A 12,128-nucleotide genomic window follows, 5' to 3' on the forward strand; every position below is an offset into this window, starting at 1 on the left:
TTCCGCCGCGCCGCCGCTCCCCTTCCTTCACCTCGGGGGCGGCGGCGCGGCCCTGCGTACGCTGGCCGGGTGCCCGAGTTCCGGATCGCCCACCGCTGCCCGCTCACCCCCGCCGAGGCCTGGCGACGCGTCACCGACTGGCCGCGGCACGCCGCGCAGGTCCCGCTGACGCGCACGGCCGTACTGACGGCCCCGCCCACCCGTACGGGCACCTGCTTCGTGGCCCGCACGGGAGTCGGCCGGTTCGCCTTCGACGACCCGATGGAGGTCACCGCCTGGCAACCCCCGGCCGGGGACAGCGAGTTCGGCCACTGCCGACTGGTCAAGACGGGCTCATTCCTGACGGGTTGGGCCGAGATCGAGGTACGCCCCCTCGGCACGGGTTCGTACGTGGTGTGGCGCGAGGACCTGCGGGTACGCCCCCTGCCGAGGTTCCTGGACGCGTTGACGGCGCGGGCGGGCCGGGTGGTGTTCGGGTACGCGCTGCGGAAGGTGCTGGCTTGACGGGGGCTTCTTTCCCCTACCCGCCCCTTCCCGAAATCCTGCGGAGCTTCGGGGCTCCGCCCCGGGCCCCGCTCCTCAATCGCCGGAGGGGCTCAATTTTGAGCCCCTCCGGCGATTTAGGAGATTCGGGAAGGGGCGGGGAGGGGAAAAGTCAGCCCTACGCCGCCAGCGCCCCCAACCCCACCGCCCCCTCCCCGAACCGCGCCCGCGCCCGGTCCGTCGCGGCCTCCAGGCGGCGGGCCTTGTCGTCGACCGGGTCGAAGGTCAGCTGGCGGGCGGCCTGTTCGGCGGGGCCCAGGCCCTCCGCGCGCAGGGAGAGCGTCCGTACCCGGGCGCGCTGCAGGCCGAGGGCCTCGTACATGCCGTACGCGGCGGCGGTCAGGGACGCCGAGTGCGCGGTGGGTTCGCGCAGGGCGCGGGAGCGGGTGGTGGTGGAACGGTCGGCGTAGCGCACCGTCAGCGTCAGGGAGCGGCACACCTGGCTCGCGCCGCGCATCCGCGCCCCCAGTTCCGCGGTGAGCGAGAGCAGGGCGCGCCGGTGCCTGGCGGGGTCCAACTCGTCGCGGGCGAAGGGCCGTTCGGCGGCGAGGGAGCGGGCCGCGGCGTTGCGTACGACGGGGGTGCGGTCGATGCCGCGCGCCTTCTCGTACACCTCGCGCCCCGTCTTCGCCCCGAGGATCCGCTGGAGTGTGCCGGGCGGTGCGGCGGCGACGCGGTCGACGGAGTCGAGGCCGTAGGTGCACAGGGTGCGGGCGGTGGCCCGGCCGACGCCTTCGAGGGCGACGACCGGCTTGCGGTCGAGGAACTCCCGTACGCCGTCGGCCGTCGCCGGCACCACCCGGGTCTGCCCGGGCCCCGCCTCCCGAGCGGCCATCCTGGCCAGCATCGGGTTGGGGCCCGCGCCGATCACGCAGTCCACGCCGTGCAGGGCGAGCGCGCGGACCCGTACGAGCGCGGCGAGCTGTTCGGCGTCCCGGTCGAAGTAGCGCAGGGCGCCGCGCACGTCGGCGAGGGCCGTGTCGGGCGGCGCGGCCTCGACGACGGGCGTCAACTCGCCGAGCAGCGCGATGAGTTCGGGCAGCAGGGCATCACTGTCCGCGCCCGTCAGGAACCGTACACAAAGAATCATCCCGCGCTCCCCTGGCTCCGGTGCCACAACTTCCGTCCTCCCGGGGGCCCTTCGCCGGGTGGCTGAAGGTCGGCCCACGGGTTCATCTCGTAGCCGGTGGGCATACGGATCCGCCGTCCCGTATCGGCGTCCGTATCGGCGTCCGTATCGGCGTCCGTATCCGCGACGGCGACGGGCGCCGCCAGCCGCTCCCCCACCGCTTCGAGCCCGCCCGTCCCGCGCAGCTCGACCAGCTCCTGGAGGTTCCACGCCGCCGCGCCCACCACGGACAGGCTGCGCGGGCCGCGCCGCTGGACCACGCCGCGGACGAGGAGCAGCCAGGAGTGGAAGACGGTGTGCGCGCACCGCTCGTGGCTGTCGTCGAAGAAGGCGAGGTCGACCAGGCCCGTGCCGTCGTCGAGGGTGGTGAAGATGACGCGGCGCCCGGAGCGGATGGGCGGCGTCTGGGTGGCCGCCTTGGCGCCCGCGACCAGGACGGTCTGCCCGTTCTCGGCCAGCCGCAGCCGCTTCGCGGAGGTCACGCCGAGCTCCTGCAGGAACGCGTAGTGGTCGCCCATGAGGTGCCGCGATGCGTCCATGCCGAGGACGCCGAGCTCGGCGCTGAGCCGTTCGGCCTCGCCGAGGTCGGGCAGGCCGACGGCGGCGGTCTTCCGGCCGCCCGCGAGGGGGAGTTGCGAGCCGTACGAGCCGCGGGCGCCGCGGTGCAGTTCGGCGAGGTGCAGGAGCAGATCGCGCCGGTTGCCGCCGAACGCGTCCAACGCGCCCACCTGCGCGAGCCGTTCGGCCACCGGCCTGCCGGGCCTGGCCCGCTGCCAGAAGTCGAGCAGCGAGGAGTACGGGCGGCCCTCGTCGATCCGCCGCGCCTCCGCCTCGCTGATCCCGTGCACGTCGGACAGCGCGAGCCGCACGCCCCAGCGGCCACCGGACCGCCCACCCTCATCGGACACCAGTTCGATGGTGTGGGCGACCGCGGACCGGTTCACGTCGAGGGGTAGCACCGGCACCCCGCGCCGCCTCGCGTCCGCGAGCAGCAGCCGCTTCGGGTACATGCCGGGGTCGTGGGTGAGCAGCCCGGCGTAGAACGCGGCCGGGTGGTGGGCCTTGAGCCAGGCGGACTGGTAGGTCGGCACGGCGAAGGCGACGGCGTGCGCCTTGCAGAATCCGTACGATCCGAACGCCTCGATGATCTCCCAGGTCCGCTGGATCGTCTCGGCGTCGTACCCGTTCGCGGCCGCGTGCTGGGCGAACCACACCTTGATCCGGCCCTGCGACTCGGGGTGGGAGAGCCCGCGCCGCACCCGGTCGGCCTCGCCGCGGCCGCAGCCGGTCATGATGTCCACCATCGCGATGATCTGCTCGTGGAAGACGACGACGCCGTACGTCTCGCGCAGCGGTTCCTCCAGGTCGGGGTGCGGATAGCTGACGGGCCTGCGGCCGTGCCGGGACTCGATGAACGGCCGCACCATGTCGGCCGCGACCGGTCCGGGCCGGAACAGCGAGATGTCCACGACGAGGTCGTGGAAGGTCGCGGGCTGAAGCCGCCCGACCAGGTCGCGCTGGCCCGGCGACTCGATCTGGAAGCACCCAAGGGTCTCGGCGCTGCGGATGAGTTCGTACGTCGCCGGGTCGCCAGGCGGGACCGCGTCCAGGTCGACGGAGGCACCCGTGGCGCGTTCGACCTCTCGTACGGCGTGCGCCATCGCGGACTGCATGCGGACGCCGAGCACGTCGAGCTTGAGCAGTCCGAGCTCCTCCACGTCCTCCTTGTCGAACTGGGACATGGGAAGCCCTTCGCCGCTGGTCGGCACCACGGGCGTACGGGCGAGCAGCGAGGCGTCCGAGAGCAGCACCCCGCACGGGTGCATGGCGATCCCGCGCGGCAGCGCGTCGAGCCCTTCGACCAGCTCCCACAACCGCCCGTACTTCTCCCGCTGTTCGGCCACGTCCTTCAGCTCGGGCAGTTCCGCCATCGCCGCGCGGGCGTCCTTGGCGCGGATGTGCGGGAACGCCTTGGCGAGCCGGTCGATCTCGGCGGGGTCCATGGACAGGGCCGCGCCGACGTCCCGGATGGCGTGCCGTACGCGGTAGGTCTCGGGCATGGAGACGGTGGCGACCCGTTCGGCGCCGAAGCGGTCGATGATCGCGCGGTACACCTCGATCCGGCGGGCGGACTCCACGTCGATGTCGATATCGGGAAGGACGGACCGCCGCGTGGACAGGAACCGCTCCATCAGCAGCCCGTGCTCGACGGGGTCGGCGTGCGCGATGCCGAGCAGGTGGTTGACGAGCGACCCGGCCCCCGAGCCGCGCGCGGCCACCCGGATCCCCATCTCCCGTACATCGTCCACGACTTGGGCGACCGTCAGGAAGTACGAGGCGAAGCCGTGGTGGGCGATGACGTCCAGCTCCTGGTGCATCCGCTCCCAGTAGGCGCGCCGGTCGCCGTAGCCGCGAAGCAGCATTCCGGCGGCGGCGCGGGAGGTGAGGGCGCGCTGCGCGGTGCGCCGCCCGGCGCCGACGAGCCGCGCCTCCGGGAAGTGCACGGAGCCGATGCCCAGGTCGTCCTCGGGGTCGACGAGGCAGGCGGCGGCGGTCTGCTGGGTGCTTTCGAGCAGGCGGTACGCGGCCTCGCGCCGGTAGCCCGCCGCCTCCACGACCCGCTCCGCCTCATGCAGCATCGCGTCGGCGCCCTTGAGCCAGCGCTCACCGCTGTCCAGCCCCTTGCGCGGATCGATGGGCACGAGGCGCCGGGCGGCGTCCAGGACGTCGGCGACGGGGCCCTGGCCCGGGTCGGCGTACCGGACGGCGTTGCTGAGCACGGGCCGTACGCCCTGCTCGGCGGCGAAGCCCACGGTGCGGGCGGCGAGCCGCAGCGATCCGGGCCCTGTGCCTTTCAGCCCGTGGTGGACGGCCTCCAGGCGGAGCGCGTCGGCGTACCGCTCCCGCCAGGGCGCGAGGAGTTTCGCGGCGCGGTCGGGGCGGCCTGCGGCGAGGGCGCGGCCCACGTCGGAGGCGGGGCCGAGCAGCACGGTGAGGCCGTCGCCGTGGTTGTCCGACCAGGGAAGCAGCGGCTGCGCCGAGGCGTCCCGGGCGTCGGCGTGCGCAGCGGTGATCATCCGGCAGAGCTCGGCCCAGGCGGCGGCGCCGTCCCGGGCGAGGTAGGTGACGCGGGGCGCGGACTCGTCGACGAAGGCGCCGCCGCGCACGGGGGTGCGCCGCTTCTCCTGCGCGGAGCCCGATTCCCGTACGGCCGGCGCCACCGCGAGGTCGACGCCGAACAGCGGCCGCACCCCGGCCTTCTCACAGGCCGAGGCGAAGCGCACCGTCCCGGAGAGGGTGTCCCGGTCGGTGAGCGCAGCTGCGTCCATGCCCCGCTCGGCGGCGCGCTCGGCCAGCCGCTCCGGGTGCGAGGCGCCGTAGCGCAACGAGAACCCGGAGACGGTGCGCAGATGCGTGAACTCCGGCACACGCACCTCCTGAACCCACCTGAACCATCGCTCTCCGCATCCCCTTCTCCACCATAGACCAGTTTCGAACGTACGTACGACCCCACGGGACTCCACGTGGACCGCAGGTGTGCCGCTCGCCCGCACTCACCCGTTCGGTCCCGCCCTGCTGCGGGCCGCGGGCTCCCCGTCGAGCGTGGTGGGCATGACGAGGACCACACGCGGCGGCGGCCTGGACGGCGACCCGGGAACCGGATTTCTCCACGAGGTCAGGGACGCGGTGAGCGTCCGCACCGGTCTCCTGGTCATCGGGGTGCTCCTGGTGCAGCTCGCCTTCATCGCTTCGTACATCGGCGCTTTCCACAAGCCCGTGCCGCACGAGATCCCGATCGCGGTGGCGGGACCGAACGCCCAGGTCACCGGGCAGGCCGTGGAGCGGCTGCGCGCGCTGCCGGGCGAGCCGCTGAAGCCGCGCGCGGTCAGGGACGAGGCGGAGGCGGTCGAGCAGATCCGGAACCGGGGCGTCGACGGCGCCCTGATCGTCGACCCGCGCGCGCCCGGCGACCGGCTCCTGGTCGCGAGCGCCGCGGGCGGCAGCCTCTCGCAGGCGCTCGAAGAGGTCGTCGGAGCCGCGGAGAAGGCCCAGAAGCGCACGCTGACGGTCAGGGACGTGGTCCCGGGCGCCGCCGGGGACGCCCGCGGCCTGTCCTCGTTCTACCTCGTCGTCGGCTGGTGCGTGGGCGGCTATCTGTGCGCCTCGGCCCTGGCGATCAGCGCGGGCGCCAAGCCCGCCAACCCGGCCCGCGCCCTGATCCGGCTCTGCGTGATGCTCCTGTACGCGATCGTGGCGGGCCTGCTCGGCGCGGTGATCGCGGGCCCGTGGCTGGACGCGCTGCCCGGCAACGTGATGGCGATGTGGGGCCTCGGCGCGCTCCTGGTCTTCGCGGTCGGCGCGCTGACGCTCGCGTTCCAGGGCATCGCGGGCGTGGTCGGCATCGGCCTGGCGATCATCGTGGTCGTGGTCCTCGGCAACCCGAGCGCGGGCGGCGCCTACCCGTACCCCTTGCTCCCCGGCTTCTGGCGCGGCCTCGGCCCCGTACTCCCACCCGGCGCGGGCACGTTCGCCGCCCGCTCCATCGCGTACTTCAAGGGCAACGGCGCGGGCGGCCCGTTCCTGGTCCTCGGAGCGTGGGCGGTCGCGTCGGCGGCGGTCACCCTGGTTCTTTCACTGCTACGCCAGGACCGGCGCGCCCGAACCCGGCAGCAGCCTCAACTCCCGTAGTACGCCCGCCGCATCAACCGCTCCATATCCCCCAGCACCGGCATCCGAGGATTAGCCGGCGCACACTGATCCGCGTACGCGTTCACCGCCTGCTGCGGCACCGCCGCGAGGAACGCGGCCTCGTCCACCCCGGCCTCCGCGAACGACGCGGGAATCCCGCACCGCTCCCGCAGCGACTCCACCGCACGCGCGTAGGACTCCACGCCCTCCTGAGGCGTGGCCGCCGCGAGGCCGAGCGCCCGCGCGATCTCCTGGAACCGCTCCGGCGCCCGGTACACCTCGGCCTTCGGCCACGGCGTCGCCTTGTGCGAGACGGTGCCGTTGTACCGGATGACATGCGGGAGCAGCAGCGCGTTGGTGCGCCCGTGCGCGAGGTGGAAGGTGTTGCCGAGGGTGTGCGCCATCGCGTGCACGAGCCCGAGGAAGGCGTTGGCGAAGGCCATGCCCGCCACCGTCGAGGCGTTGTGCATCTTCTCCCGCGCCTCCGGGTCGCCCGCCCCCGTCCGCGCCGCGTCCACGCACCGCTCCAGGTTCTCGAAGATCAGCTTGATGGCCTGCAGGCAGAGCCCGTCGGTGTAGTCGTTTGCGTACACGGAGACGTACGCCTCGGTCGCGTGTGTCAGCGCATCGAAGCCGGAGTCGGCGGTGACGGCCGCCGGGAGGTTCATCACAAGGACCGGGTCGACGATCGCGACGTCCGGGGTGAGGGCGTAGTCGGCCAGCGGGTACTTCTGCGCGGCCTCCGGGTCGGAGATGACCGCGAACGGGGTGACCTCGGAGCCCGTCCCTGACGTGGTCGGCACGGCCACGAGCTGCGCCTTCGCGCCCAGCGAGGGGAACTTGAAGGCCCGCTTGCGGATGTCGGAGAACTTCTCCTTGGTGTCGGCGAACTCCACCTCGGGGTGCTCGTACATCAGCCACATCACCTTGGCCGCGTCCATCGGCGAGCCGCCGCCGAGCCCGATGATCGTGTCCGGCTCGAACTCCCGCATCCGCGCGGCCCCGGCCCGTACGGTCGCGAGCTCCGGGTTGGGCTCGACGTCGTCGATGACCTGGACGGTGACGGGTTCGGGGCGGGCCGCGAGGATGTCGGTGACCTTCCGTACGAAGCCGAGCTCCGACATGGTCCGGTCGGTCACGATCGAGACGCGTCGTACGCCCGCCAACTCGCGCAGGTAGCGCAGGGAGTTGCGCTCGAAGTAGATCTTCGGCGGGACCTTGAACCACTGCGTGTTGGTGTTGCGCCGCCCTATCCGCTTGATGTTGACCAGGTCGACCGCGCTGACGTTGTTCGACACGGAGTTGTGCCCGTACGAGCCGCAGCCGAGGGTGAGCGAGGGCAGGAAGGCGTTGTAGACGTCGCCGATCCCGCCGAACGTGGAGGGCGAGTTGGCGATGATCCGGACCGCCTTGACCCGCTTGCCGAACTCCTCGACCAGCTCCTCGTCCTCGGCGTGGATCGCGGCGCTGTGCCCGAGGCCGTCGAACTCGACCATGCGGGCGGCCAGTTCGATGCCGAGCTCGGTCGAGCCCGCCTTCAGGACGGCCAGGACCGGGGAGAGCTTCTCGCGGGTCAGCGGCTCGGCGGGGCCGACCTCGGTGCACTCGGCGAGCAGCACGGAGGTGGACTCGGGCACGCTGAACCCGGCCTGTCCGGCGATCCACCGCGGGGACCTGCCGACGACATCGGGGTTGAGCCGGGCGCCCGCACAGTTCGCGCCGTCCGCGCCGACACCGAAGACGAACTGCTCAAGCAGCGCCTTCTCCGCCCCGCACACGAGGTACGCGCCGAGCCTCTCGAACTCCGCGAGGCCCCGGTCGTACACCTCCTCATCGAGGATGACGGCCTGCTCGGAGGCGCAGATCATGCCGTGGTCGAAGGCCTTGGAGAGCACGATGTCGTGCACGGCCCGCCGCAGCCCGGCGCTCCTGTGGACATACGCGGGTACGTTGCCGGCGCCGACGCCGAGGGCCGGCTTGCCGCACGAATAGGCGGACCTGACCATGGCGTTGCCGCCGGTGGCGAGGATGGTGGAGACGCCGTCGTGGTGCATCAGGAGGTCGGTGGCCGCCATCGACGGCTCCTCGATCCACTGCACGCAGTGCTCGGGCGCACCGGCCTCGATCGCCGCGTCGCGCACGGTCCGCGCGGCCTCGGCGGAGCAGCCCTGGGCGCTCGGGTGGAAGGCGAAGACGATCGGGTTGCGGGTCTTCAGGGCGATCAAGGCCTTGAAGATCGTCGTGGAGGTGGGGTTGGTGACCGGGGTCATCGCGCAGACCACGCCGACGGGTTCGGCGATCTCGGTGATGCCGTTCAGCTCGTCGCGGGAGATCACGCCCGCGGTCCTCAGGCCGCGCATCGAGTCGACGACGTGCTCGCAGGCGAAGAGGTTCTTGACGGCCTTGTCCTCGTAGAGGCCGCGCCCGGTCTCCTCGACGGCGAGCCGGGCCAGCTCACCGTGGCGGGCGAGCGCCGCGAGGGCGGCCTTCCTGACGATGTGGTCGACCTGCTCCTGGTCGTAGGTCCCGAACCGGTCGAGCGCCTTCAGCGCCCCTTGCACCAGTCCGTCCACCCGTGCCGCTGTGTCCACCATTTCCTCGGCCTGCATGGCAGGGCCTCCTTCGGTGCGACCTTCTCGTAACACCTCAATTCGACACCCGTACGCATGACTGCAGGCATGGAAAAAGCCCTGACCGAAAGGGACGAAAGCCCTGGAATCCCGTGACTTGTGACAGCGAACGCAAAAGGCTCGGCCCACCGAGGTGGGCCGAGCCGTGGAGCGGTGCGGGAGGCGGACCGTCAGCCGATCTCGGCCCCGAAGGCCTCAAGGGCTTCCGGAACGGGCTGGAAGAAGGTCTCGCCACCGCCGGAGCAGTCGCCGCTGCCGCCCGAGGTCAGACCGAGCGCGGTGTCGCCCGCGAAGAGCGCGCCGCCGCTGTCACCGGGCTCGGCGCAGACGTTGGTCTGGATCAGGCCGTTGACGATGTCGCCGCCGCCGTAGTCGACCGTGGCGTCGAGGCCGGTGACCTCACCGTCGTGCAGCTGCGTGGTGGAGCCGCTGCGCTGCACCTGCTGGCCGACCGTGGCGTCGCCCGCCTGCGCGATGGCCTGCGTCGAGCCGTTGTACAGGTTCACCTCGCTGGGGTGCGCGGTGTCACCGGTGTACTTGACGATGCCGTAGTCGTTGTCAGGGAAGCTGGAGCCGGCGTTGGTGCCGATGACCGGGCCGCCCTGCTCCTCGGACCACTCCTGGATCGACTCGGTGCAGTGGCCGGCCGTCAGGAAGTGCGGCTCACCGCCGACCGTGACGTTGAAGCCGAGCGAGCAGCGTCCGCTGCCGCCCCAGATGGCGTCGCCACCGGCGATGAACTTCTTGAACTCGCCCTGGCTGCGCTTGAGTTCGACCTGCGCGCCGAGCGCGTCGGTGGCCTTGGTGAGCTTGGCGAGCTCGGCGCCCTTGACCGTGCGGTCGGCGGTGACGACGACCTTGTTGGTCTTCGGGTCGAGGGCCCAGGAGACGCCCTTGGTGCTGGCCTTCTCGATCAGGTCGCTGCGGGTGCTCTTGAGCTCGGCGAGCGAGTTCTCGACGACCTTGGCCTTGGCTCCGGCCTGCTCGACGACGTCCGCGGCCTTCTGGTCGAGGACGTTCACCACGAGCGACTTGGCTTTGGCGTCGTAGTAGGCGCCGGCCGCGTCGGCCCCGAGGTCCTGGCCGAGGACCGAGCCCAGCTTGCCGGCCGCGGTGGCGGTGAGGGTCTTGAGCTCCGGGGTGGCGGGAGCGTCGCTCGCGTTCGCGGTCTGGAAGGTGACGCCGGCGGCGACCAGTGCGGCGATGCCCGCGCCTGCCATGGCCGCGCGGCGCTTCGGTATGCGTCGGTGCTTCAAGTCACGTCCTCCTGTGGGGGGTCGGGTCCGGATCGGTGGGGTTCACCGGGCCCTGAAGGGTGACAGTCACTATTGCCACGTTCACAGGGGGCACACAAGGTCGAGTTCCGGACGCGCACTCGACAACCACGGCGCGGTTCCCGTGCCTTCACGGAACCTTCGCTTGCAGGTGGCCTGTCCTCCGCAACTCGACGCGGGGCTGGCCGATTCCTTTCCCCTCCCCGCCCCTTCCCTAAAGCCTGCGGCGCTTCGGGGGCCAGCCCCCGGACCCCCTCCCCCAAGCTCTCGGCTTCGCTCGAGCAGGGGGGACCCCCATCTCAAACGCCGGAGGGGCTGGATTTGGCCGGTGGGGCGGATCTTTCAGGGGCGCGGGGAACTGCGCGACCAGCCACGACGGCGCGGCAGCCGAAGACGGAGCCGGGGGCGGGGCGGAGCCCCGAGCTGTCCGCAGGACTTTCGGGAAGGGGCGGGGTGGGGAAAGAAGCGAGCCCCCGCCCGGGAGTTCGGGCAGGGGCTCAAGAGGTGCGGGAGGGGATCCCGTACGGATCAGTACACGGCAACCCCGTACGCGCTCAGCGCCTCCTTCACGGGCTGGAAGAACGTCGTACCCCCGGAGGAGCAGTTCCCGCTGCCGCCGGAGGTGAGCCCGATGGCCCGGCTCCCGGAGTACAGCGGACCGCCCGAGTCACCGGGCTCGGCGCACACATTGGTGCGAATCATGCCGTAGACGACATCTCCGCCACCGTAGTTGACCGTCGCGTTGAGGCCGGTGACGGAACCGCTGTGGGTGCCGGTGGTGGATCCGCGACGGGTGACGGACATGCCGACCGTGGCGTCGGCCGCGCTGGTGATGTCCTGACCGCCGACGGTGCCCGGGTGGGAGAGCCCGGTGTTGGAGTAGCGCACCAGGCCGTAGTCGTTGCCCGGGAAGCTGGATCCGGCCGTCGGGCCGATGGTGGTGGTGCGGGCGGAGTTGGTGTACCAGGTGCCCGCGCCGTCGGTGCAGTGGCCAGCGGTCACGAAGTAGTACGTGCTGCCGCTGCGCACGTTGAAGCCGGCCGAGCAGCGCCAGCTGGAGGCGTAGATCGCGTCGCCGCCGGAGAGCAGCTTGCTGAACTTGCCGGGGGTGCGCTCGATCTTGAGGGCGTCGGCGTTCGCACCGGCTTCGCGCTCGATCTTGTTGATCTCGGCCCGGGAGACGGTGCTGTCGACGGTGAGCACGACGCGCTTGGTCTTCGGGTCCACGTTCCAGGCCGTGCCCGCGACATCGGCGGCGAGCACCGCGTCGCTCGCCTCGGTGAGCTGGGCGCTGCTGAAGGTGGGGGCCTCGTCCGCACTGGCGGCCGGTGCGGCGAACGCCCCGGCGGCGACGAGGGATCCGGCCACGACGGCCAGGGACGCACGTCTCGCGACGCTGCTGCGGGGGGTGGTGCGCTTGATCCTCACTTCACGTTCCTCCGAGGGAATCGGGGGCCCGCCTGGGAGGAGCGGGCCCGTGAGGCGCAGCCGGGGGCGGGCGGCCCGGGTCCGGTGTCCGGAATCCGGTTTGGCCGTGCCCCTGACAAGCGCTGGCTCGGAGTATTCGGTCGGCGTGAGAGGCGCACAAGGCCAGCTTTCGGCCGTCTGCGCATGACACACCTCGGCCCCGGCGGCGGGTGCGTCGCGGTGTTTCGCGGGTGCCGTCGGGGTCGCTCGTCGAGGGTGTGACGTACGGGTGACGCTCGGGGTTCCAACCCGGTACGCGGCGGAGCTCACCCTCAAATCAACGCGTCCAGAAGGGAGTTGAAAGATGAACCGATTCGCCCGCGTCCGTCCGGGGCCCGGGCCTGGCCGGAAGTCGCCGCTCCGGATGACCTCCGGTAACCGGCGGGGGTGACGGTG

7 protein-coding genes are annotated in these 12,128 nt (G+C 72.0%); 2 read left to right on the forward strand and 5 right to left on the reverse strand.

Features of this window, described 5'->3' with window-relative positions; genetic code table 11:
- Positions 1-69 precede the first annotated feature (69 nt).
- Positions 70-504 carry an SRPBCC family protein gene (locus QIT00_RS10400; RefSeq protein ID WP_282534876.1) on the forward strand — a complete coding sequence of 145 codons (435 nt, stop codon included), beginning with the start codon at positions 70-72 and terminating at the stop codon, positions 502-504.
- A gap of 157 nt (positions 505-661) precedes the next feature.
- Here QIT00_RS10400 and QIT00_RS10405 read toward each other — a convergent pair whose 3' ends face one another.
- Both QIT00_RS10405 and QIT00_RS10410 read right to left on the reverse strand, forming a co-directional pair.
- Positions 662-1,633: a DNA polymerase Y family protein gene (locus QIT00_RS10405; RefSeq protein ID WP_282534877.1), complete on the reverse strand. Its 972-nt coding sequence runs from the start codon at positions 1,631-1,633 to the stop codon at positions 662-664.
- Positions 1,630-5,100: a DNA polymerase III subunit alpha gene (locus QIT00_RS10410; RefSeq protein WP_282534878.1), complete on the reverse strand. Its 3,471-nt coding sequence runs from the start codon at positions 5,098-5,100 to the stop codon at positions 1,630-1,632. The genes QIT00_RS10405 and QIT00_RS10410 overlap by 4 nt, the downstream gene beginning before the upstream one ends.
- A 184-nt stretch (positions 5,101-5,284) precedes the next feature.
- Between QIT00_RS10410 and QIT00_RS10415 the strand changes: the two genes are divergently transcribed.
- Positions 5,285-6,361 carry an ABC-2 transporter permease gene (locus tag QIT00_RS10415; protein WP_282534879.1) on the forward strand — a complete coding sequence of 359 codons (1,077 nt, stop codon included), beginning with the start codon at positions 5,285-5,287 and terminating at the stop codon, positions 6,359-6,361.
- On the opposite strand, the gene adhE is transcribed toward QIT00_RS10415, so the two are convergent.
- The 3 genes from adhE to QIT00_RS10430 all read right to left on the reverse strand — a co-directional run bounded on the left by adhE (position 6,349) and on the right by QIT00_RS10430 (position 11,693).
- The gene (gene adhE / locus QIT00_RS10420) at positions 6,349-8,970 is read right to left on the reverse strand and encodes a bifunctional acetaldehyde-CoA/alcohol dehydrogenase (RefSeq protein WP_282534880.1); all 2,622 of its coding nucleotides are present in this window, start codon (positions 8,968-8,970) and stop codon (positions 6,349-6,351) included. The two genes, QIT00_RS10415 and adhE, sit on opposite strands and share 13 nt — an antisense overlap.
- 191 nt (positions 8,971-9,161) lie before the next feature.
- On the reverse strand, positions 9,162-10,247 hold the full coding sequence (locus QIT00_RS10425) for a S1 family peptidase (protein WP_282534881.1): 1,086 nt from the start codon (positions 10,245-10,247) through the stop codon (positions 9,162-9,164).
- Positions 10,248-10,793: 546 nt separating this feature from the next.
- Positions 10,794-11,693 carry a S1 family peptidase gene (locus QIT00_RS10430; RefSeq protein ID WP_282534882.1) on the reverse strand — a complete coding sequence of 300 codons (900 nt, stop codon included), beginning with the start codon at positions 11,691-11,693 and terminating at the stop codon, positions 10,794-10,796.
- Between the last annotated feature and the right edge of the window lie 435 nt (positions 11,694-12,128).

This window comes from Streptomyces luteolus, from assembly GCF_029968015.1.
GTDB lineage: Bacteria > Actinomycetota > Actinomycetes > Streptomycetales > Streptomycetaceae > Streptomyces > Streptomyces luteolus.

What these genes read in the sequence shown, in the direction of transcription:
- QIT00_RS10405 (WP_282534877.1), bottom strand. Translation starts at nt 1,633, where the DNA reads ATGATTCTTTGTGTACGGTTCCTGACGGGCGCGGACAGTGATGCCCTG.
- QIT00_RS10415 (WP_282534879.1), top strand. Translation starts at nt 5,285, where the DNA reads ATGACGAGGACCACACGCGGCGGCGGCCTGGACGGCGACCCGGGAACC.
- adhE (WP_282534880.1), bottom strand. Translation starts at nt 8,970, where the DNA reads ATGCAGGCCGAGGAAATGGTGGACACAGCGGCACGGGTGGACGGACTG.